General features: G+C 36.2%; 25 protein-coding genes and 6 pseudogenes. 29 read left to right on the top strand and 2 right to left on the bottom strand.

All coding sequences use genetic code 11. The features are described from left to right. The first annotated feature begins 397 nt into the window (after nt 1–397). From ABTQ23_RS20775 to ABTQ23_RS20720, 12 genes and pseudogenes are all read left to right on the top strand, one after another. Nucleotides 398–745 (top strand): hypothetical protein, encoded by a 348-nt coding sequence (locus ABTQ23_RS20775; protein WP_408617677.1) that lies wholly within the window; start codon nt 398–400, stop codon nt 743–745. Nucleotides 746–1,097: 352 nt separating this feature from the next. Beyond that, a pseudogene (locus ABTQ23_RS20770) lies at nt 1,098–1,247 on the top strand (RHS repeat-associated core domain-containing protein); the annotation flags it as partial. A gap of 281 nt (nt 1,248–1,528) precedes the next feature. Next, nucleotides 1,529–1,747, top strand: a pseudogene (locus tag ABTQ23_RS20765) (HNH endonuclease). Between the two features lie 2 nt (nt 1,748–1,749). Further along, nucleotides 1,750–2,232, top strand: a complete 483-nt coding sequence (locus ABTQ23_RS20760; protein ID WP_408617676.1) for an SMI1/KNR4 family protein — start codon at nt 1,750–1,752, stop codon at nt 2,230–2,232. Between the two features lie 71 nt (nt 2,233–2,303). Continuing rightward, nucleotides 2,304–2,438: an HNH endonuclease gene (locus tag ABTQ23_RS20755; RefSeq protein ID WP_408617675.1), complete on the top strand. Its 135-nt coding sequence runs from the start codon at nt 2,304–2,306 to the stop codon at nt 2,436–2,438. A 9-nt stretch (nt 2,439–2,447) separates the two neighbouring features. After that, on the top strand, nt 2,448–2,924 hold the full coding sequence (locus ABTQ23_RS20750; RefSeq protein WP_408617674.1) for an SMI1/KNR4 family protein: 477 nt from the start codon (nt 2,448–2,450) through the stop codon (nt 2,922–2,924). A 231-nt stretch (nt 2,925–3,155) separates the two neighbouring features. Then, complete coding sequence (locus ABTQ23_RS20745) at nt 3,156–3,344, top strand: hypothetical protein (protein WP_408617673.1); 189 nt, start codon at nt 3,156–3,158, stop codon at nt 3,342–3,344. A 7-nt stretch (nt 3,345–3,351) separates the two neighbouring features. Next, nucleotides 3,352–3,891, top strand: a complete 540-nt coding sequence (locus ABTQ23_RS20740) for an Imm42 family immunity protein (RefSeq protein ID WP_408617672.1) — start codon at nt 3,352–3,354, stop codon at nt 3,889–3,891. Nucleotides 3,892–4,320: 429 nt separating this feature from the next. Beyond that, a pseudogene (locus ABTQ23_RS20735) lies at nt 4,321–4,464 on the top strand (RHS repeat-associated core domain-containing protein); the annotation flags it as partial. Between the two features lie 389 nt (nt 4,465–4,853). Further along, nucleotides 4,854–5,339, top strand: coding sequence for an Imm26 family immunity protein (locus ABTQ23_RS20730; RefSeq protein WP_408617671.1), 486 nt, complete (start codon nt 4,854–4,856; stop codon nt 5,337–5,339). A gap of 678 nt (nt 5,340–6,017) precedes the next feature. Beyond that, nucleotides 6,018–7,370, top strand: coding sequence for an RHS repeat-associated core domain-containing protein (locus ABTQ23_RS20725; protein WP_408617670.1), 1,353 nt, complete (start codon nt 6,018–6,020; stop codon nt 7,368–7,370). Between the two features lie 4 nt (nt 7,371–7,374). Then, nucleotides 7,375–7,845 (top strand): SMI1/KNR4 family protein, encoded by a 471-nt coding sequence (locus ABTQ23_RS20720; protein WP_408617669.1) that lies wholly within the window; start codon nt 7,375–7,377, stop codon nt 7,843–7,845. A gap of 883 nt (nt 7,846–8,728) precedes the next feature. Here the strand turns inward: ABTQ23_RS20720 and ABTQ23_RS20715 are convergent. Then, nucleotides 8,729–9,451: a hypothetical protein gene (locus tag ABTQ23_RS20715; protein WP_408617668.1), complete on the bottom strand. Its 723-nt coding sequence runs from the start codon at nt 9,449–9,451 to the stop codon at nt 8,729–8,731. A gap of 161 nt (nt 9,452–9,612) precedes the next feature. Between ABTQ23_RS20715 and ABTQ23_RS20710 the strand changes: the two are divergent. From ABTQ23_RS20710 to ABTQ23_RS20675, 8 genes and pseudogenes are all read left to right on the top strand, one after another. Next, nucleotides 9,613–9,711 (top strand): annotated as a pseudogene (locus ABTQ23_RS20710) (type IV secretion protein Rhs); the annotation flags it as partial. Nucleotides 9,712–10,146: 435 nt separating this feature from the next. Then, nucleotides 10,147–10,617 carry a hypothetical protein gene (locus ABTQ23_RS20705; RefSeq protein WP_408617667.1) on the top strand — a complete coding sequence of 157 codons (471 nt, stop codon included), beginning with the start codon at nt 10,147–10,149 and terminating at the stop codon, nt 10,615–10,617. Nucleotides 10,618–11,058: 441 nt separating this feature from the next. Further along, nucleotides 11,059–11,193, top strand: a complete 135-nt coding sequence (locus tag ABTQ23_RS20700) for a hypothetical protein (protein ID WP_408617666.1) — start codon at nt 11,059–11,061, stop codon at nt 11,191–11,193. A 34-nt stretch (nt 11,194–11,227) separates the two neighbouring features. Continuing rightward, nucleotides 11,228–11,347, top strand: a pseudogene (locus ABTQ23_RS20695) (RHS repeat-associated core domain-containing protein); the annotation flags it as partial. Between the two features lie 42 nt (nt 11,348–11,389). Further along, the gene (locus ABTQ23_RS20690; protein WP_408617665.1) at nt 11,390–11,764 is read left to right on the top strand and encodes an AHH domain-containing protein; all 375 of its coding nucleotides are present in this window, start codon (nt 11,390–11,392) and stop codon (nt 11,762–11,764) included. 62 nt (nt 11,765–11,826) lie between these two features. Beyond that, a complete protein-coding gene (locus ABTQ23_RS20685) occupies nt 11,827–12,408 on the top strand; it encodes a hypothetical protein (RefSeq protein ID WP_408617664.1) in 582 nt (193 codons plus the stop codon). Between the two features lie 170 nt (nt 12,409–12,578). Beyond that, nucleotides 12,579–12,911, top strand: coding sequence for a hypothetical protein (locus ABTQ23_RS20680; RefSeq protein ID WP_408617663.1), 333 nt, complete (start codon nt 12,579–12,581; stop codon nt 12,909–12,911). A 2-nt stretch (nt 12,912–12,913) separates the two neighbouring features. Next, nucleotides 12,914–13,612 carry an SMI1/KNR4 family protein gene (locus ABTQ23_RS20675; protein ID WP_408617662.1) on the top strand — a complete coding sequence of 233 codons (699 nt, stop codon included), beginning with the start codon at nt 12,914–12,916 and terminating at the stop codon, nt 13,610–13,612. Here ABTQ23_RS20675 and ABTQ23_RS20670 read toward each other — a convergent pair. Beyond that, nucleotides 13,605–14,336, bottom strand: coding sequence for a hypothetical protein (locus tag ABTQ23_RS20670; RefSeq protein WP_408617661.1), 732 nt, complete (start codon nt 14,334–14,336; stop codon nt 13,605–13,607). The genes ABTQ23_RS20675 and ABTQ23_RS20670 overlap by 8 nt on opposite strands. Nucleotides 14,337–14,555: 219 nt before the next feature. On the opposite strand from ABTQ23_RS20670, the gene ABTQ23_RS20665 reads away from it, so the two are divergent. The 9 genes and pseudogenes from ABTQ23_RS20665 (at nt 14,556) to ABTQ23_RS20625 (ending at nt 20,556) form a co-directional block, all read left to right on the top strand. After that, entirely contained in the window at nt 14,556–14,900 is a 345-nt protein-coding gene (locus ABTQ23_RS20665; RefSeq protein ID WP_408617660.1) for a hypothetical protein, read from the top strand. A 403-nt stretch (nt 14,901–15,303) separates the two neighbouring features. Further along, nucleotides 15,304–15,393 (top strand): annotated as a pseudogene (locus ABTQ23_RS20660) (type IV secretion protein Rhs); the annotation flags it as partial. A gap of 441 nt (nt 15,394–15,834) precedes the next feature. Further along, on the top strand, nt 15,835–16,491 hold the full coding sequence (locus tag ABTQ23_RS20655; RefSeq protein ID WP_408617659.1) for a hypothetical protein: 657 nt from the start codon (nt 15,835–15,837) through the stop codon (nt 16,489–16,491). A 257-nt stretch (nt 16,492–16,748) separates the two neighbouring features. Beyond that, on the top strand, nt 16,749–16,964 hold the full coding sequence (locus ABTQ23_RS20650) for a hypothetical protein (protein ID WP_408617658.1): 216 nt from the start codon (nt 16,749–16,751) through the stop codon (nt 16,962–16,964). An 8-nt stretch (nt 16,965–16,972) separates the two neighbouring features. Beyond that, entirely contained in the window at nt 16,973–17,335 is a 363-nt protein-coding gene (locus ABTQ23_RS20645; protein ID WP_408617657.1) for a hypothetical protein, read from the top strand. A gap of 546 nt (nt 17,336–17,881) precedes the next feature. Next, nucleotides 17,882–18,316: a hypothetical protein gene (locus tag ABTQ23_RS20640; RefSeq protein ID WP_408617656.1), complete on the top strand. Its 435-nt coding sequence runs from the start codon at nt 17,882–17,884 to the stop codon at nt 18,314–18,316. 234 nt (nt 18,317–18,550) lie between these two features. Beyond that, the gene (locus ABTQ23_RS20635; protein ID WP_408617655.1) at nt 18,551–18,691 is read left to right on the top strand and encodes a hypothetical protein; all 141 of its coding nucleotides are present in this window, start codon (nt 18,551–18,553) and stop codon (nt 18,689–18,691) included. A 171-nt stretch (nt 18,692–18,862) separates the two neighbouring features. After that, a complete protein-coding gene (locus ABTQ23_RS20630; protein ID WP_408617654.1) occupies nt 18,863–19,444 on the top strand; it encodes a hypothetical protein in 582 nt (193 codons plus the stop codon). A 485-nt stretch (nt 19,445–19,929) separates the two neighbouring features. Then, complete coding sequence (locus tag ABTQ23_RS20625; protein WP_408617653.1) at nt 19,930–20,556, top strand: DUF1963 domain-containing protein; 627 nt, start codon at nt 19,930–19,932, stop codon at nt 20,554–20,556. Nucleotides 20,557–21,031 lie beyond the last annotated feature (475 nt).

The raw sequence follows: 21,031 nt of genomic DNA, 5'->3' as shown, positions 1-21,031 counted from the left end.
GTTTATGGCTCATGGACACCTCTTTTTTTAGCTAGTTTATCTAACTAAAAGGTGTCTAGGAAATCAGTGGCGATTCACTCGTACCGGAAATACTCCGCGTAGGAGAAATGGCTCCGTAAGTTCTCAATTTAAAAGTTGGAAGGATGAAATGCATATACTCAATGAGGAGAAAACAAGAGACGCAAAAGGTTTGCCAAAATATAATAATGAGGATCGGGTAATCCATCAGTTATCGGCAATAGTAATGATGGTGCTATAGGGCAAGGTTTTTCACCCAATAGAGCAGATCGCAAATCTCAAAGAAATCGGTGACATGGATAACTGGATCGTACGATTTGATGATAAAATTGGTAAACCATTTACTAGTTATTCAACGAAATGAGGTAGTTAAAGGAAAATGAAATTTAGACTAGAGTACTTTATAGGACCATTCAATATATATGATAGAGAAGAATCACTTGGAGTAACATTGAATCAATATGACCCAAATAAATTTAGAGATCTAGAATTATTGATGGATAAGTATTTTTTTTCAAAGCGTCAGTATATAGATATCTCTAATAATGATAAGGAAAAAATATTAGAATTATTGAAAACTTCTCTTGATGATAATAATTTTCATTTTAATGAGATCATGCGTGATTCGGATGAAGATTGTTTTTATCTTCCTGATACATGGGTTGTTTCAAATGCAAAAGTCATTTACGAAAACATATATAAGATATGCCTTAATAAGTGGTATTAGTAAAAAAATTAGGATATATAGGTTAATGAAATATAATAGACACAGGACCCTTTAAATAATTCTGTGTAATTGCCAGTTTTACATATAGTCAGTTAATCGCTCTTCGAACATAATCATAAATCGGTTCAGTGAAATAATGGAGGCACACACCTTAAGGGGAATGAAGTTATAACCTTTAATATGGTTATATTTGCATAATAAGCTATTTTAAAGAGTCATTCTTTTATTCAGACAGTCATAAAGAACGGTATTTAACGATATGGCTATTTCATTTTGCCGAAGGGATGCAGAAGTGAAATTTTGAGCGCTATCTATTCAGTGAAAGATTCATTATGAAAGATGAGGCGAATAATCTGGGCTTTACTATAACTTAAACCGTTATTACGCTGCCGACAGCGGTCAGTACCTCAGCTCTGACCCAATAGGGATGGCAGGCGGCTTGCGACCTCAAGAGTATGTGCACACCCCATTGGAATGGGTGGAACCGCTGGGGTTGACGGGGTATGGGGATAATAAAGAACCATATCATTCAAGGACAATTAGGGATGAACTAGAGTCTCGATATGGTAAAGAAAATGTCAAATCGACAACTGTTCCACCATTAAGTAAACCGAATGTAAAACTTGCTGGTCAGCATAAAACAATTGAATTGGCTGATGGAAGCCCAATAAGGGTTGTTTTCGATTCAAAAGGATTCCGTATTTTTGATGATGTAGCTAGATATGAAACACATTTTGATATAGAGAAATTCAGAGCTAAAAGTTATGATGGTCAGCTAAGAAAATGGCTACCAGAGATTTAAGAGGCAAAATTAGATCAGGAGCTGTATCTTCAAGTAGATTTAGTGAAGTTCAGTTAAAAGCTATAAATAGTGGAGCAGATAAAATACCAGGTTACACATGGCATCACCATCAAAATACTGGTTGAATGCAATTAGTTCCTGAAGCTATTCATAGTGGTGCTAGGCATGTGGGATGGGAATCAATGAGTAAAGGGCAATAGAAATGTATTTTGATTTGGAATTTGATTCATATTATGGTGATGGAGATATCAATCAAATTAATAGCTTCGAAAATAAATTAGGCTATAAATTTCCTAAAGAATATAAAGAAATTGTTTCGCAATATAATGGTGCATTTGTTGTAAATAAAAATATTTTCCGATATTTTAGTAATCTTGTATTAGAAGAAGTTGATATGGGATCTGGAATGTTTTTACCTTTTGGTGCTATTGATGGTGGAACAGAAACGATGGAGTTAAAATATAAATTCCCGCCAGAAGAATTTACTAAAGGTTTGGTTATATTTTCGGTTCTTGGTAATGGAGATGCTCTTTGTTTTGATTATCGAACTAAATCAAATATTGAGTTTCCTTCTATTGTTGTATGGCATCATGAAGGTACTGCTGGTGACAAAAATGAAATTTCCGAAGTTGCGGCTAATTTTTATGAATTTTTAAGTTTATTATATGAAGAAGATGATGATTAATTTATAAACTTAGTTTAGTCCAACATAATCAACATTACTTTTTTAAATGGTTAGACTCGCGGATTGAAGGAGTGCGCCCTAATGGCTTTATTTGGCATCATTCGGAAATTCCGGGAAGAATGGAGTTTGTACCGTTTGGTCCACATAATACGATTAACCATAAAGGTGGAAGATCGAAAGGTCTTTGGGTTCATGCAAAACGATAGGAGTAATTAATGAGTATTATCGAACAATCAATATTGACATCGCCAAGTCAAGAAAGGATTAAACAATTTCAGACCTTTCATCGAATTGAGTTACCCGAGTGTTTTGTACACTTAATGCAAAGATCAAATGGAGCCATATTACAGGATGAGTTTATAAAATGTGAAGAGCAAGATAGGGTAGTTGAGCGGTTATTGTGTATTTTAGATTGCTCTAGTTCAAATTCGGAAACTGATCAGTATGAGATAAGCGTTGTTATAGCTCAAATAGAAGATAGATTGACTGATGACGAAGACCAGCTTGGCACAGTAATTATACCATTTGCAGTACTTTTCGGTGGCGATTTTATATGTCTTGATTATAGAAATAATAATAAATCACCTTCTATTGTTCTTTGGGATCATGAAGAATCAGAAGAATTCGACCCGGTAACCTATCATGTCATGGACTCTATGGAAGAATTGTTAAAACATAATTTTTTAGATTAGCACATATTTGACGAGGAAGTTGTTCGTCATTCGGTGTAATGCTTATTATATAATGCCCGGAATTTTTGCATTAACCCATCAAACCAACAGCCGGGATCACCATCTCGGCTGTTGACTCACTCAACTCACCCCGCGTCGCTTTTAACTGTGCTAATTGCTCGCGCAATGCATGCTTGTGCGGGCTGTCCGGGATGAGCACAATACAATCCCCGGCAATGGTGAGGTAACAGTGTGCAAGGAAAAAATGGAAATAGATTTGCACTTGATGCTGATGGTAATGTTCATAGATTTGCACCTACAAATGATGGTTCATGGCATTGGAATGGTTCCACAGGACAAGTATCGCCAAGACTAAACTTAACAAGCAAGCAGGTTAAAAATGATATAGTTAAAAAGTTTAATTTACCAAGAAAAGGATAGTGATATTATGGTTATTGGAGATCCGCATAAATTTGCTATAGTTGTGGATGTTGTAGATAAATGGTCATCGGATGGATTTGTATCTGGTTTGTTTTTTATATCCATAGATGGCTATTTATTTCCTAATGAGTTAAATAATACAGTATTAAATAGTGAATTTTTCATGTTTTTTAATAATTCAAACTCATCATTATTAACTAAACCCGTGAATGTAACTCTATTTAATTCTGATAAGTTTGATGCATATAAAGAGTTATACAAAATTACATTCCCAGAACAATGTGATAATGTTAGTGATTTTTTGGAAAATAATTATTCATATTTATGTGGCTTTAACGAAATGGAAAATTATGGTTGCTATATTTTTTCTGTTAGTAATGGAGATAGCGTTAGAATATTGGGTGGGATAGTTGACGATGAACTTTTTAATCAGGATGAGAATGGATTGTCAAAGAGGATTATTAAAGAAACATTTATATCAAAGACGGAATTAGATAATTTGATGTATCAATTAAAAGATTATTATCATAGTCTTATAATTAAGTGATCAAAAGGTTGTTTTGCGTAATTTGATTGAACTAAAGGGATGAGGAAAAACATAGTCAGGTCTTAATCTCAAAATAATGGGGATAAAATTAATAACGGAGATATATGGTCACTCCGTCGGGAGAGTGTCCTGAATTTTGTGTAATTGTCTAAACCTAAGCCAATAGGCTAAGGATGGACATCAAAAATAACGAGGACACACACCTTAATGAAAATGAAGTTATAACCATTAATATGGGCGGCTGTTCATAATTCTGGGTGATATATTGCATAATAAGCTATTTAAAAGTATCATTTTTTATTCAGACAGTCATAAAGAACGGTATTTGCCAATATAGCTATTTCATTTTGACGCAGGGATGCCGTTGAGGTGAAATTTTGAGCGCTATCTATTCAGTAAAAGATTAATTATGAAAGATGAGGCGAATAATCTGGGCTTTACTATAACTTAAACCGTTATTACGATGCCGACAGCGGTCAGTACCTCAGCTCAGACCCAATAGGGATGTTGGGTGGATTGCGACCTCAAGCGTATGTGCATAACCCAATGGAATGGGGGGATCCGTTGGGGTTGGTGTCTCTTGATTCAGGTGGTTTCTCTGTGTACGCTCTTTACGAAAACGGAGCAGAAGCTCCGTACTATATAGGTATATCAAATGATCCTATTCGTCGATTAGAAGAGCATGTTAAAACAGGAAGATTTGATTCCAAATCGGCAACACAAGAAATATTGCAACAAGATATAACATATGCAGAAGCTCGAGGATATGAGCAAGATTATATAGAAAAATATGAAACAAAGACTGGAATTATAGGACAAGATATATCTTCTGAAAATAAAGGTAACAAAGTAAACTCCTTTGATAAATCCAGAACTGATGCGAGAGGAAAAGCATTTAACAACGAATATGAAAAGGCAAAAATTGAAATTAACCAAGTAAAACCTAATAAAGGCTGCTAATTATGAAAAAAATACTTGTGGAACCCGGTGATATTTTTTTGATACCTCTTTTTTTACACCATGAATCTTGTATTAAAAGTTTTTCTAGATTTAATTTCGATAAAGAAGGGATGATTTTCTGTGTTGGGCGAGTTATTGTCGATGCTATGGGGGCTGGTACAATTATTGAAGTTTTCAATAGACAGGTTACAAATATTTCTTCGGTCGATATAAGTAACGATGAACGACTTTTTGAACCAGTTGTAGTTGCTGGGGAGGGGTTTAAAAAGAAAAGATGGCGTGTGATAGGTCATACGTCAAGTTATGATTCTGTTACTTATTCCGGATATAATGATATTAAATTTATTATAGGTCCAAGGGATAATCCTAGAATTTGGACCCCTAATGGGGAATCATATCCAGAAGATGATATCGATAACATAGAAAGGATGACTGTGTGGACTAGCGATCAGATTGAATCTAGGATTGTAGATTTGTTGCAAATTTAATAACAAGATTAGCAGGTCTTTAATCTTACCTATTGTTATCTGAAATTATTATTAATAACTAATGAGAAACAAAGGGGTCAAGTCTTGCATCTTGCCTTTTGTTGGTTAACTTTCTCATTAGCATTAAAATTTAATTCAATTTAGCCTATATCATTTCTTTTAAATGGCAGATGTTTTTGTTATGAAAGTATCTGCCATTTTGTTTTCCTCTGAGCACAGCTACAACAGCGCCGGTTATCGCACCCAGAGGCTGCAGGTAAAGTAATGCAAAGCCTATTCAGGCATGAATGTAAGTATTGATATCGGTTAGGTCGTTGTTGTTTTGAGTAGAAAGGTGATTATAGTTGTAGTGAAAAACAGGATATGCTGTCGCAGTCTATAGGTTGGTTATTCTATTTATTAAGAAATCGTCAGACCCAGCATTCGTTTTTTGCCGAGCTTAGCTTTGGCATTTTGGAGTTCTATGGTTGAACCAACCCAAGCTCTGGGCTTCTTCTCTAGTTCAGTACATAGCGTTAAACATTCTTGTTGGGGGGGGGCAACCGTTCGAGTATGACTGGCATGCGGTTATTGATATGCCCGCGCTTATCGTCTCTGATTTGCCTTCCTACCCAATCGACTAACTCAACAGAATAACGAGGACACACACCTTAACGCCTCGATAACCTCGACCGTTTAGTGGGCATTGATGATAGCCACTGGGGCAGTGAACGGTTTGAGCTTAACCGCAATGGCCAAATTACCCAACGCACCTTTACGCCACACAAGGGCAGCCAACGCCAATTTGTGACCTTGTTTGGTTACGACAGCGAACTGAACTTAAACGAAACAGCCAGCGCAACACAATACACCGATAATGTGGTGCCGATTAGCCAAGCGATACTGACCAAAGAAGCACGCCACTACGATAACGCAGGGCGAGTGGTGCAAGTAGGGCGCTTTACCTACCATTACGATGAGTGTGGTCGGGCAATACAGAAAGTTGAACGCAAAGAGGGATTCCGCCCACAAGCGACTCGCTTTACGTGGGATGAGCATGACCGCTTAACCCGGATTGAACTGCCTAATGGTGAGCGCTGGCGCTACCGCTACGATGCCTTTGGGCGACGAGTCGCCAAAGAGTGTGAACAAGGCGCACAAGCGAGCCACCAAGTGCACTATCTTTACGATGGCGCGCAGGTGATTCAGCAAACGCTGAAAACGGCCAATGGTGAAGCTTTACAAAGCACAGAATACATATACGAACCGGGCTCGTTTAGACCGGTCGCGCAAGTTGATACCAACCATACGCTCGCTATCGAAAAACTGCATTACGTAGTGACCGACCACGCCGGAACTCCACGGGAGCTGTGCGCGGAAGACGGTGATATTGTGTGGCGTGGTGAGCAAGGCTTATGGCATCGCCATACTCAAACATTACAAAGTAATGTGAAGCGGCTATTTGAAGATGCGGCCAACGACCCAGTGCACTGTGACCTACGTTATCAAGGTCAGCTTGAAGATAAAGAATCCGGGCTTTACTATAACTTAAACCGTTATTATGATGCGGACAGTGGCCAGTACCTAAGCTCAGATCCTATTGGGATGCTAGGCGGCTTGCGACCTCAAGCGTATGTGCATAACCCAATTGAGTGGGTGGATCCGCTGGGGTTGACGGGGCATGCAAGTGCCACAAAAAAGGTAAAAGTTTATGATGTTGTAGATTACAGACCTTCAAGCTCTCCTCTTGAAAATCATCATGGTCTATTAGATATCTGGGCTAAACATAATGTGTCTGGATATGTAAGTCGAGGAAAGGATACACCAACAATTGCATTGACTAAGTCACAACATGACGCAACAAAAGCGGTTTATCGAAATTGGCTGAAAGAAAACTATGGTAAGCCTGTAGATGCTAAGGTTGATTGGTCTAAAGTTTCTGAAAAAGAAATGCATATTCTTACAGAAAAAATGTTTAATGCAGCTAAGGTTCCACAGATTGCAAGAAATAATTATTATAGGAAATTGAATCAATATATTTACAATAGGTGAAATAATGGAATTGTTACTAGACCGAATAAGAAAAATCAGGGATTGTGAAGTATTACCCTCTCATGGTTTGCCTAATATTAGTAATTTATTACCATCTGATTTAGTAGAATTTTATAAATTATGTGGTGGTGTAAAGTTATTTAAAAATGAAGAGTATTGTGTCGAAATTGTATGCCCAGAAGAATTAGTTTTGGCAAATCCTGTGATTGTAGGTGAGCTATGTCCTGAAGACATCTCATCTCAATGGTATATTATAGCTAAAGGTGGGGCAGAAGAGTCAATAACTATTGATTTGGCTCCAGAAAGGCTCGGTCGTTGTTATGATAGTTTTGTTGATGTACATGCAGTCGCGGGATCATGTTCGATAATTGCACTCTCTTTTCACGAATTGCTTGAACGATTAATAATAAATAAAGGAAAGTATTGGTATTGGCTAAGAGATGATTTTCAAAGCCTTGGGGATGCTTATGATTAGCGTAATCATATATATGGTCACACCGTCGGAGTCAATGAGTTTCGTTCATTGAAACTCATTAAGAAACATGATGGTCATATATGGTCAAGAACATGAGGGGCAGGTATTGTATTCTGTTTTTTTTGCCTAACATTATGATTAATATGAGAATATAATTTTATGTAGCCTGCATCGTTTCCTTTAAATGGCAGATATTTTCGTTATGAAAGTATCTGCCATTTTTGTTTTCACGATGAGCACAATTACGATAGTGTTGGTTACCATACTTAACTGGCCGGATTGCAAATCGGTGGGCATCAGGCGCTGAACTTTGCCTATAACGCCATTGGATTGGAGCAATCCCGTCAGTCGGAGCAGGGCTTTAACCTGCATCATGACTGGGATGGGATGAGCGAGGCCGTTTGCAGGCCCAGCGTTTAGGCGGCAATCAGCCTTACGCCAGAAATTTAAATGGGACACACACCGTTAAATATTGTTGTGTTAAAGGTTCTACCTCAAAGAGCCTGCAGGTAAAGCAACGCAAAGCCTATTCAGGTATGAATGTAATTATTGATATCGGTTAGGTTGTTGTTTTGAGTAGAAAGGTGATTATAGTTGTAGTGAAAAACAGAATATGCTGTTGCTGTCTATAGGTTGGGTGTTCTATTTATTAAGAAATCGTCAGAGCCAACATTCTTTTTCTACCGAGCTTTGGCGTTTTGGAGTTCTATGGTTGAACCAACCCAAGCTCTGGGCTTCTTCTCTAGTTCAGTACATAGCGTTAAACACTCCCATTGGGATAGGGAGAGTCGTTCGAGTATGACTGGCATGCGGTTATTGATATGCCCGCGCTTATCGTCTCTTATTTGCCTTCCTACCCAATCGACTAACTCAATATAATCCATCAAACGAAATGGGATCCCCTGATGCTTATCTTGGTGTTCATGTCCCATAAAGTTAGCGAGCGATGGCGTGTGGGTTTCACACGTTCTAAGCTACCCAAGCGAGCTTGTATCGAAGTGTGATTGGATTGTTCAGGTGAGTCAGCCATGTTTGCTCTTATAGGATTGAGATCGACATAAGCCATGGCGGAAAGCCGCGCTTTTTCGTCTAATAAGGCTTGAGATTTAAATCGCCCTTCCCAAAAACGGCCAGTGCATTGGTCTTCTTTATTAGCTTGCACGGCAATGTCATAGTTAAGCTCTCTCATAAACCAACTTAGGGAATACAAGCGGTGACGCCAAGTCTTAATCAGTTGGCTGCAAGTGTGTAATTCGGCTTTGGACGAGATTTGGTTTGCCAGCCAACGTTGAATAATGCTAGGGGTTTGATGTTCAGTGCACCATCGTTCAACGACTTCGAGGTCAGAAAGGGAGAGAGCGGTTTCTTTATCAATCAATGCCACGAGGTGGTAATGATTACTCATAATGGCGTAAGAACAAATCCGAATACAATAGACGGAAGTGAGAGCCAGCATCCGTTGTTCAACCCAAGCCCTGCGATGTTCGTAAGACTTGCCGGTGACACCATCTTTGCCGCAGAGGAAAGAGCGGCGTACACAACGCGAAACACAGTGATAGTAAGGTGTCACTTCAGGACAAATGAGTTGAGATCTGGCCGTTGTCATATGTTGTCTCGGGCAATATAAGCGTTATCAATCATGATGAATTTACGATAGATACGATATAAAACGAAGGAAAACTTACGACTGAAATCAAAGAAATATCGGGTAACTAGAGTGGTTTAGTGAACACATGTTAGGGTGTGTGTCCTTATTAAATTATGTGCCTCAGCTCAGACCCAATAGGGATGGCTGGTGGCTTGCGACCTCAGGCGTATGAGCATGACCCAATGGAGTGGGTGGATCCATTGGGGTTGACTGGGCATAGTCATGAGGATGAGGTAACTATACAATTAACTTATGATAAACGAATGCCGAAGCGATAATTTTTGAAAAGGCTACGACATTAAAAGAACTTTGTGAGCAAGGCATACTTGTTCGAGCTCCAAATCCAGTAGCGAGAGATCCGAAGATAACTCGAGCCTATAGACAAAGTGTGATCAAAAGGATTTGGTCTCAGTATGGAGAGACGAATAAAGATTTTGCTAATAAGCTTATACATAGAGTAACCAAAAGTATGCAACCAGATCATGTGTGGGAATTACATTGGGGGGACCAGATATTTCAAGTAATTTGAAGTTCTTGGATTCATTTACCAACTGGCATATTGGTACTCAGCAGATTAGGCAACAGATAAGAAAGTTGCCAGTAGGAACCAAAATAAAAATTGAAATATTAGGTTTGTAATAAGGGATATCTACATGAATATCTTAATAAAAAATAAAATAGAAAAAGCTAAAGAAATATTAGATTTAGATCCTAATGCTCCTATAATAGGGGAAATGGTTAACGCTACTATAAATACAGAATCGCTCAAAAAATACAGTCAATGGAGTGAATATTGTGAGTTTTTACAATTAGTAAATGGGGCTCGTTGTGGATCTATTGATCTTTGGTCTTTAGATGAATTGGAAAGTAATCAATACATGGTAGAGCACTTAGCTAATGATTGCTCATCTTGGATTTGTGTTGGCCAAATTCTATATGAACCATTACTTCTTCAAAAAGGAACAAATCACCTTTTATTATTTTTATCTGAAAATGATAAAAATGGAGAAAAACTGGGAACTTTTGATACATTTTTGGAAAAAGTGGTATTTGGGACAGAATATAAAAAGTATGTCGAGGATGGTGAGTTAGATGAATGGTGGGTATTGATCAATAAATTATAAAAAGTAAAATTTAAAAGATTTATAACAATAAATGTCCAACTAATGGAAAAATATCCCGGACACATCTTAACTGCAAAGAATAAGAGTGGCGGGTCTTACACTTTTTTGTTAATTAATATTATTCTAAATAAGAACATTTAATCCAATTTAGCCTACATCTTTTCCTTCAAATGGCAGATATTTTCGTTCTCAAAGTATCTGCCATTTTTGTTTTTCCTAGGAGCACTGTATACCGATAATGTGGTGCCGATTAGTCGGGCGATATAAGAAGTTGAACGCAAAGAGGGCGTTCGCCCGCAAGCGACCCGCTTTACGTGGGATGAACATGTCCGTTTAACGCGCATTGAACTGCCTAATGGCGAGCGCTGGCGCTACCGTTACGATGCCTTTGGTCGAAGAGTTGCCAAAGGGTGTGAACAAGGTGTACAAGCGAGCCACCAAGTGCATTATCTTTACGATGAAGAGCAAGGCTTATGGCATCGCCATACCCAAACATTACAAAGTAATGTGAAGCGGCTATTTGAAGATGCGGCCAACGACCCAGTACACTGTGACCTGCGTTGGCTCGAAGGGTGAGCCTCATGGATGAGGCGAATAATCCGGGCTTTACTATAACCTAAACCGTTATTACGATGCCGACAGCGGCCAGTACCTAAGTTCAGATCCAATAGGCATGCTGGGTGGCTTGCGACCTCAAGCGTATGTGCATAACCCAATGGGATGGGTGGATCCGTTGGGGTTGGCTGGGTGTTCTACTAAACTAGGTAGAAATATGATGGAATCGATGGGGCTATCTAGATCTACTAAATGGACTGGGTACCAAGCTCATCATGTTATACCTAAAAAACTTTATGATCATGCTGCGTTAAAGCACATAAAATACGATATAGATGATGCTGACAATGGGATTTTCTTACGAAAAGCAGATGATATGTCGAGTACAATGGCTCGGCATCAAGGCAATCATTTTGGGTATACTGATGCTATCGAAGATGCTTTAGATAAGATTGACTTGTCTAAATCTGATGATGCCATTTTAAAAGAAATTAACAAAATTCAGGAGATTGCTAAAAAGAATATGCAAAATGGTACCCCAATTAGAGCTAAAGATATGTGGAACGAAAATATCTTTGGGAAAGATTCTTAAGGTGTTGGTAATGAACGAGTATATAACCTTTGGACAAGAATATTTAATAAGGCTTAACGAATATGAATATTGACAAAGACTTTATATTAGAACCTATAGTGTTTTCTGAAACACAGGGTTTTTTGTGTGGTTCTGATAAGGTTGTTAATGATTACCAAATTACAACGGATAGAAATTTTGCTTTGCAATTGTTTTTTGAGCAAAACTTACCCGAGCAGTATGCTGTATGGTCAGATTTTATAACCGATATTTCTCAACATATATTTGATAGCTCAAAATATAGAGAGAGTAAAGATTTTATAAAAAATCAGATGCGATCTAATAGTTCTGGAATTAATAAAGATGCAATAAAGAAGCGAAGATTATATTTAAATTTTAAAAAAAATAAAGAAAAGCAATATGTAGAATTAATTGATTTTCTAAATGAAATTGGTAGTGAATGTGTTTACAATTTAGAATTAGTCAGCTCTCAGAGATATATCTTTGATTATGATAATAATTCTATTATAGAGGAAGTTTTTGAAATTTTCAAACAGGGAATGATGCCATGTGGCTACAATAAAAAAATCAACAAAATTGTTGTTTATAATCCTATAGAGTTGCGTTTACTATATAAAAAATATGAAGAACTTGGTATTTTTTAGCAAATGAATAATACTTCAAATTGACTAAGAAGGTGTTAATGGATTCAATTTTAAATAATGAGTTTCCTTATTAGTATATGAAAAAAAACACTACAGCGTAAAAATATCTGGGACATATATGGTCACTCGTCGGAGTCAATGAGTTCTAAGTTCAAAAAGCAAGAGAAGATTTGCAAACAGCCTTAGATAAAAAGTATGGGCAAGGGAAATATCATGTTGCAGATACAACTTTAGGTGAATTTGATGGGTTACGTAAGGCAGAAGAAGGAAATCCTGTTGGGGTTTGCGCCGGACCTAAAGCTGCTATAGCTGCAAGTAAAATTGATAGTCCTATCATAAGCATGTCGACACAATGGAGAGGGAAAGCTGGTAACCCCTATCCATATAGTGGAGATAAAACAGAGCTACTAGATATTGGCTCAGAAATGGATCCTTGTAAGACATGTGCGCTGGAAGAAAATGAATCCATTTATGTGAATAAAGCTAATGAAGGGGTAAAATAAGAATGTGGATAACAGATGTATTTCATGAGTATGCTCCAAAGGGGGACTATTTACTGGCATCTTTTCTTAAAAGTGATGAACAGAAAATTAATTTGCTTGAATCTATGGCCAATGTAACTTTTCCTCAATATTATCGAGAGTTTTTACTCTTTTGTGGAGGTAATAAGTGCCCTATTTTTGAACATCTTCCGGCAACATTTGATGTGGATGGACTAATTTCTACGTATGAAGAGTATGATGAGTTTCCTGAGGATTTTCCTTGTAATGATTGGTTTATAATTGGTGCTGGATATTTTGGTATAGACATTTTAATGAACTTAAAAACTCAAAAGATGATCGAAGGAGATAGCGAAGAAACAGGAGTCTTTTTGTCTAGTAGCTTTATTGATTTTTTTAAACAAAGATTATTTTTAAAATTATGTATTTTAGATGAAATTGAAAGTTTTAGTTTTTCTGTATCAAAAGCAATATCAAATGAACTTTCATATGAAATAGATTCAGATATTTTAAAACTATGTGAAAAATACTCTAAAATAGATAGATTGCTAAGTGATAAAAGGCAAAAAATATTTAAAGGAAATGATATTAATATATATGTTAGCTTTGACGATTATAGCAATATTATTTATCTTTCTGGTAAGGATAGTGAAAAGTTTATTAGTGATTTGAAAGAAAAAGTTACTCTTGTTAATGTTAAATAACAAATTTAAATGGGATCCCCTGATGCTTATCTTGGTGTTCATGTCCCATAAAGTTAGCAAGCGATGGCGTGTGGGTTTCGCCACGTTCTAAGCTACCCAATCGAGCTTGTATCGAAGTGTGATCGGATTGTTCAGGGGAGTCAGCCATTTTTGCTCTTATAGGATTGAGATCGACATACGCCATGGCGGAAAGCAGCGCTTTTTCGTCTAATAAGGCTTGAGATTTAAATCGCCCTTCCCAAAAACGGCCAGTGCATTGGTCTTCTTTATTAGCTTGCACGGCAATGTCATAGTTAAGCTTTCTCATAAACCAACTTAGGCAATACAAGCGGTGACGCCAAGTCTTAATCAGTTGGCTGCAAGTGTGTGATTCGGCTTTGAACGAGATTTGGTTTGCCAGCCAACGTTGAATAATGTTAGGGGTTTGATGTTCACTGCACCATCGTTCAACGACTTCGAGGTCTGAAATGGAGAGAGCGGCTTCTTTATCAATAAATGCCACGAGGTGGTAATGATTACTCATAATGGCGTAAGAACAAATCCGAATACAATAGACGGAAGTGAGAGCCAGCATCCGTTGTTCAACCCAAGCCCCGCGGTGTTCGTAAGACTTGCCGGTGACACTATCTTTGCCGCAGAGGAAAGAGCGGCGCACACAACGCGAAACACAGTGATAGTAAGGTGTCACCTCAGGACAAATGAGTTGAGATCTGGCCGTTGTCATATGTTGTCTCGGGCAATATAAGCGTTATCAATCATGATGAATTTACGATAGATACGATATAAAACGAGCGACAACTTACGACTGAAATCAAAGAAATATCGGGTAACTAGAGTGGTTTAGTGAACCCATGTTAAGGTGTGTGTCTTTATTAAATTATGGTAAAGTTAAAGCTTATTTAAAAAAAGGCAAGTTAGTAACAATTTTTGGAGTTTTAAAATAATGATAAAAAAAATAAATGATGAATATGTTGTTTCATTTTGGGGTGTGCTAAATGAATGTTGTGATTTTACTGAAAAAAGAGATTTGAATTTAAATAATGAAGTTTCAATTAAAGAAATCTCAGAAAATATTTTAATTGAAGCATACATAGACCTTCCTTATGATATAAAAATAAAAACAAAAGATAGTTTGCAATATGCTATAAATTATTGGAGTGATAATAAGTTGGAACGTCTTTATTATTGTTCAATACCTATGTATTCTTTGCCTACAAATATCACCGTACGTGAATTTTATATAAAAGTTTGGAATTATATTTTTAACAAAGATTATTACATGGATTGAACCTGAATTTATCATTATAAATTAAATTATTTTAAACGGTCAAAGATAACGTAAACATATGCCTTAATGGAAGCAAAATTATTAATTCTAATATGATGTAAGTATAATAAGAAAAGAAAGAATCTACAGGGCCAGGTCTTGCATCTTTCCTTTTTTCCTTAACTTTATGATTAAAATAAAAATTTAGTTGAAATTAGCCTAAATCATTTCTTTTAAATGGCAGGTGCTTTCGTTGTGAAAGTATCTGCCATTTTAGTTTTTCCTAGGAGCACTGTAACAAAAAGTAGAGTGCAAAGAGGGTTTTCGCCCGCAAGCGACCCGGTTTACATGGGATGAACATTACCGTTTAACCCGAATTGAGCTACCTAATAGTGAGCCTCATGGATGAGGCGAATAATTTAGGCTTTACTATAACCTAAACCGTTATTACGATGCTGATAGCGGCCAGTATCTCAGCTCAGACCCAATAGGGATGATGGGCGGTCTGCGGCCCTAAGCGTATGTCCATGATCCGATGGAGTGGGTGGCTCCGTTGGGGTTGCCGGGTTATGGTTTTGCGAAAACACTGGAGCAACAAAAAGAGCTAGCTAAATTAACTGCTCAAGCATGAGAAGATTTAGTTAATAATTTGATGAATTGCTAGGGGAATTAAGTCCTAATCAAATTGACGCTATAATTGAAGAGCCTTGGCGTATGCGTCTATTTTTCGGAACAGCACGGAAAGTAGGGTTGCTTGTCAGGTTGATATAGCTAAGAGAAATAAAGGTAGTATTTTTGAGGGATAGACATGGATAGGAAGGACTAATGCGCCACAAGATTTTATTGATGGTTTTGGGTTTGATGTTACGGGTAATAGTGTTAGTTCAATTCTTATCCTTCCAGCTAAGCCAGAGATTGATAGTATCGTAACTTATGAAATGAAGGTTATTGTTAAATGATAAGACAGATATTTGATGAATTTAATATATCTATTGATGGTGACATGAAAATATCTAATAAAAAATATTTTGATGTTAGTTTTGATGATTTTATGTTAAATCCAATGGATAACAAAAGGATGAAAATTTGTGATGTTACTTTTGATAAATGTAAAATCCTTTCTCATCAAGCTTATATAATGAAAGGAGTAACATTAAATAATGTTATTTTTGAAGATTTTAATTGTGGCGATATTCTCAATATAAGCAGCGAAGCTGAGCTAGTAAATGTTAAAATAATAGGGGGTGATTCTCCTAAAATGATATGGATTAGGCCAGAAAGTAAAAATATTACTAATAGTAATTATAGTAAACATTGCCAGTTAGATATATCCGAATATTCTGGGGAAGTTAGTATAACTGGTGTCTCAGTTGAACTTATAAAAATAAATACACAAGAGCATATATTAATAAGAGTTAAAAGATTTAACAGTATAGACTGGAACTCATTAGGAATAAGTGCATTGAGTTATTGGAAAATAATGTTAAGAAAAGTGATTGCAGATAATTCTGAATCAGGTATTTTTTCATTACCTCCATCTACAGGTAAGAATTATCATAGATCTATGAATGAATTATTAATATTAAAAGAGCATGGATATATTGACTCTTAATGCGTAAACAAGAGGGGAAGGTCTTGCATCTTGTCTTTTTGACTAACGGTATGGTTAATAGAAAAATATAATTCAATTTAGCCTACATCATTTGCTATAAGTGGCAGGTATTTTTGCTATGAAAGTATCTGCATATGTAGAGGGTCACTTTACAAGTGAACAAAGAACTGCCTTTTTGCAAGGTAATTCAGCAGATACTAAGCTGTCTCCACGCCATAGACACCAGTTACCTGTGGAAACACATGGAGGAGTTATAGATGAAATCCCCATGTTCTGGCCACCCATCAGGTAATATTCAGACTAAGAAAGTAGATGGTGTCAGTCGTCATAAAGGGGCATCTTATTTCAGAAATAATGAAGGTGGAGAAGGTCAACGACGTAGAGAAATTAAAGCGCATTGGAAAACGAAAGGCGCAAGACTTATTGAAGATCCTGATTCTCCTATAGATTGGTATGATCTCGGTTTTGACTAGAGTAGAAAATGATGAAAAATATAGATGATTTAATACAAGCGCATGAATTGTTGTATGTGATTTTTGCCCAAAAAGATGGGGTTATCATAAATAGTTTTGGTGATAGATCTGCATTAAAATACGCTGGAGTTGTGGATCAATATTTTGGTAATGAGGAAAAAATAATTTCTACTAGTGAATTTTTGCAAGGGAAAAAATTACCTCAATCAGTTATGCAAGGGGATCAATGTTGTTTGTTAACAGTCTTAAATAATTCGATTATTTCAGGTGTTTTCTTTTTAGATGATTCAAATATTCTTTTACGTAGAAAACGTTTAAAAGTCATTCATGATGATATATTGAATTTAGATATTGCTTTGGGAAATCAATAAGATCAGGTCTTGTGTAAAAAAGACTGTTTAGAATATTAGGTACACACCCTTTAAGGGGAACAAAGTTATAACCTTTAACATGGGTGATATTTGCATAATAAGCTATTTTAACGTACCTTTTTTTATTCAGACAGTCATAAAGAACAGTATTTGATGATATGGCTATTTTATGTTGATGCAGGGACGCAGTTGAGGTGAAATTTTGAGCACTATCTATTCAGTAAAAGATTCATTATGAAATATGAATCCCAACCATTCGTTTACGGTTAAGTTTGGTTTTGGCAAGATGCTATTGCTCGGAAGCTCCGACTCAAAGTATTGGTTTCTCAGAGTTTCATTTAAAACTAAATAGTAAAGGTTCTTTATTGGAGCAGAGTGCAAAAACGCATCATATATATTATTCTACTCATGCTTTACATCCACATTTACCATATGTGTACCCGACTAATCCTTTAGATAGAGAAATATGTAACGACAATATAGAATTGAAATAGCTAAAAACGAATGATCAGAAAGAGAAAAACTAAAAAAGGGTGTTAAGGAGACATGATGTTATCAACGGAAATAGTTAAATTTTGTCAAAAAAAAGGTTACTGGTTCGATGAAACAACAACTGAGTATGAAAATTCTTTACAAGATATAGGGATAGATTTAGATTCTGATATCGGATATTTTTATTTGCATGCTGAAGATAGTACTGCTTTTTTAGGTCCAAAAGGAGAATTGTTTCAATTGTGCTGGCATATCGCAAATACAGATTATTGCGATACCATTGAATCAATACGCAAGGTATTTAGATTAAGTTCAGACTATTTCCCACTTTCGAGTATAGAGGGACAATCAGGGTATTTTTATAACAGAGCAAATGGTAGTGTAATCTTCTTATCTGCTAGCACTAACCTTTTAGAATTTTGGGAAGGAAAAGTTACTCCTCAATGGGAGGATTTTAGTTCTTTTTTAACATATTTTTGGCAATTATAAAGGGCATTAGTTATCTATGAGTTGAACCACTAGGACACACATCTAATATACGCTCGATAAATCACTCTGATGACCGGGTATTTCATCGATTTCAGTCGTAAGTTTTCGCCCGTTTTATAGTGTATCTATTGACCCCGTACATGGTTATCTGCGTTATTAAGGGCAACTTGAAGAAAAGATAAATTAGTAGAGGGCCAATTTGAAAACGGCTTCGTTGCTCGAAAGATAAGCAGCATGAATGAGGCGAATTACTATAACTTAAATCGTTATAACGATGCCGATAACGGCCAATACCTCAGCTCAGACCCAATAGGAATGCAGGGTGGCTTGCGGGCTTATTTGCATAACGCGATGGAGTGGGGCTGGCATGTTTAGTAATTAGATGTCAATTTTTAAAACTTAATGAAGTTGGTCTGGATATAGAAGATCCTACTACCGGATTGAGTTATGATACTTTGTGGGGCTTTTAAAAGAATATTTATACACACGCAATGCGAATACATGATGAATTATTTAGATATATAGAGCTTTAATTAGAGAGTGTTGATGAACTTACAAAATACAAAAGTTGAAAATCAAGAAATTGTTATTAGCGATGGGACGATATTCAATGCAATAGGTCCCAATGTTACATTGGAGAATTGTGTGATAAAATGCAGTGTTCCTGCTAAATCAATTAGTATTCAAGGAAGATTTTATAATTGTAAATTTATCGTAGAAAAGCCATTAAATAATTTTTCATGGTTAGATGTAAAGTTTGAGCATTGTTCTTTTCATGGTTTATTAAAAAGCAATGAATTTGGGTCATTACCCAAACATTCTGGTTATACTAGAGCTTGCGATTTCTCAGAAGCTTTTTTACAAGACTGTGTCTTTTATGGTAATGACTGTGCTTCTAATTTTTACCCTAAATGGCCTATTTTTACTGTAGAAAAATGTGAGCAACACATAGTTTTATTGCATGATTCTAACGATGATATCTTAATTGAGATTGCAGACTCTCTCGATGATTATGATGATAGTTTAGGTGCGATTTGTTTTAATGCTGAGACTTTTTCAAAGGAACTTGGTGTAACTAGTGAAAACATTAAGAATAGTTTAAAACTAGTTGATTTTATTAAATTTTAATAGGCTTAAACAAAGTATCGATAGCAGTAATTGGAGCTGATCTCGCAGAGGTTTTAACAGCTTGGGCCCAAGAAACGTCACCTGAGCATGCTCATTTAATAACGGAAGATTTGGGGAAAGAGGTCTATCGAGTGAGTTACAATGTTCAAGTCATGAGCTTTTACACCATGTAAAATACTGATTTGGCCGATGACTACAAATCAATGACTAAACACCGTCAATCGTCCTGTATGTGGGGAAGTTTTGTTTTATAAAGTATGGACCAATAAAGCTCAAACTAATAGAGCTATGACTGTGGCGCAAGAAGCATACAAGAGACGTTCTTGAGTAGGGTATGGACGAAATGAGAATACTCTAGAGGAAGAGTTAGATATTATATCTGAAACTATGCTTAGGCTTGAGTTCCTGAGGATCAGGTCAGTTTGCTTAAAGGATATATCAACAATTTTTTATCTCTCAAAATTAGAACGAGAAGGAAATTAAAGATGAGTACTGTATATAAGTTGGTCTGCTCTGATGAAAAGAATAGTGGTGCTGAGTTTGGTGGAGCCCCTTATATTAATACTGATTGGCCTAAAAATCCTGATGGAGAGGATTTATATAACGTAATTAATATAGATAGTAATATTATAAATAATCACATTGGTTACGATCTTCTCCCGACCGATACCTGTATATCCATCTTTACAACATATAGTGAAGAAGATTATTTTTTAGATGATGTAACTTATTTTGGTGACTTGGATGAGTTGGATAATATAAAAAGTGGATATACAAAAGTGATTATCAAATCATTAAATAAATACGCTACTAAAGACGAATGCAAAGGTAGATGTATTAATAAAAATTTTACTGTGTCGCTAATTCCTTATGAATTAAAAGATGGGGATATCCCAGCATTTTCGTTCTTCTCTTCACAAATTCCTGCGGGGGTTTCTGGATTGGATGATTTATTATCTGAATATTATTTTGCTTGCCAGCTATATTCTGGAGATATTCCTATTTGTAATGGGGAATTATTTGGGCTAACTGATGCTAATGGGTATTTATTAATAAGAAAAGAGCTGAAAAATGACGGCTATGATGGTTTGTTTTTTATTCAAACTGCATAGTTAAATCTGAGATTATTTTGAATGCTACTATACTGTGACAGGTCAACTAGATTTTGTCGCGTAATTCAATAAAACTAATTTATGATACGCAACTAGGTAGAGAATTCAGGGCACATTCGAGAGCGAAAGGCGAAAGACTGATTGAGAACGCTGATGCTCCTTGTGAATGAGATGATCCAAAAAATAATAAAATTATTCGTCTGATACATATCGCAAATTTTGCTCTATTTTGAATTAGAATTTTTTATAGATTATTGATAAATAAAATAATTTTTTAAAATTTGATTTAAGTTATATTCAATAGACTTATTTTATCAGAGTGATATCTAAATAGGCGTTAAGTTTGGCAAGGGCTATTTTTAATGTATGGGCTCAGTGAGCAGATCCCATAACGTGTGAATGTCCACTTCCCCTAAACTGAGACAAATTTAAATGGAGTTTTCTACACTCATAGATGTAGGAGAGAACCATGAAA

The organism is Celerinatantimonas sediminis (assembly GCF_046054195.1).
In the GTDB taxonomy this organism is placed as follows: Bacteria; Pseudomonadota; Gammaproteobacteria; order Enterobacterales; family Celerinatantimonadaceae; genus Celerinatantimonas.
Note: the sequence above shows the minus strand (reverse complement) of the source record. Positions and strands in the feature narration are given on the sequence as shown.

Coding starts and splice junctions, on each gene's coding strand:
- ABTQ23_RS20775 (WP_408617677.1), top strand. CDS start 398: ATGAAATTTAGACTAGAGTACTTTATAGGACCATTCAATATATATGAT.
- ABTQ23_RS20760 (WP_408617676.1), top strand. CDS start 1,750: ATGTATTTTGATTTGGAATTTGATTCATATTATGGTGATGGAGATATC.
- ABTQ23_RS20750 (WP_408617674.1), top strand. CDS start 2,448: ATGAGTATTATCGAACAATCAATATTGACATCGCCAAGTCAAGAAAGG.
- ABTQ23_RS20740 (WP_408617672.1), top strand. CDS start 3,352: ATGGTTATTGGAGATCCGCATAAATTTGCTATAGTTGTGGATGTTGTA.
- ABTQ23_RS20730 (WP_408617671.1), top strand. CDS start 4,854: ATGAAAAAAATACTTGTGGAACCCGGTGATATTTTTTTGATACCTCTT.
- ABTQ23_RS20720 (WP_408617669.1), top strand. CDS start 7,375: ATGGAATTGTTACTAGACCGAATAAGAAAAATCAGGGATTGTGAAGTA.
- ABTQ23_RS20715 (WP_408617668.1), bottom strand. CDS start 9,451: ATGACAACGGCCAGATCTCAACTCATTTGTCCTGAAGTGACACCTTAC.
- ABTQ23_RS20705 (WP_408617667.1), top strand. CDS start 10,147: ATGAATATCTTAATAAAAAATAAAATAGAAAAAGCTAAAGAAATATTA.
- ABTQ23_RS20690 (WP_408617665.1), top strand. CDS start 11,390: ATGATGGAATCGATGGGGCTATCTAGATCTACTAAATGGACTGGGTAC.
- ABTQ23_RS20685 (WP_408617664.1), top strand. CDS start 11,827: ATGAATATTGACAAAGACTTTATATTAGAACCTATAGTGTTTTCTGAA.
- ABTQ23_RS20675 (WP_408617662.1), top strand. CDS start 12,914: ATGTGGATAACAGATGTATTTCATGAGTATGCTCCAAAGGGGGACTAT.
- ABTQ23_RS20670 (WP_408617661.1), bottom strand. CDS start 14,336: ATGACAACGGCCAGATCTCAACTCATTTGTCCTGAGGTGACACCTTAC.
- ABTQ23_RS20665 (WP_408617660.1), top strand. CDS start 14,556: ATGATAAAAAAAATAAATGATGAATATGTTGTTTCATTTTGGGGTGTG.
- ABTQ23_RS20655 (WP_408617659.1), top strand. CDS start 15,835: ATGATAAGACAGATATTTGATGAATTTAATATATCTATTGATGGTGAC.
- ABTQ23_RS20650 (WP_408617658.1), top strand. CDS start 16,749: ATGAAATCCCCATGTTCTGGCCACCCATCAGGTAATATTCAGACTAAG.
- ABTQ23_RS20645 (WP_408617657.1), top strand. CDS start 16,973: ATGATGAAAAATATAGATGATTTAATACAAGCGCATGAATTGTTGTAT.
- ABTQ23_RS20640 (WP_408617656.1), top strand. CDS start 17,882: ATGATGTTATCAACGGAAATAGTTAAATTTTGTCAAAAAAAAGGTTAC.
- ABTQ23_RS20635 (WP_408617655.1), top strand. CDS start 18,551: ATGAATGAGGCGAATTACTATAACTTAAATCGTTATAACGATGCCGAT.
- ABTQ23_RS20630 (WP_408617654.1), top strand. CDS start 18,863: ATGAACTTACAAAATACAAAAGTTGAAAATCAAGAAATTGTTATTAGC.
- ABTQ23_RS20625 (WP_408617653.1), top strand. CDS start 19,930: ATGAGTACTGTATATAAGTTGGTCTGCTCTGATGAAAAGAATAGTGGT.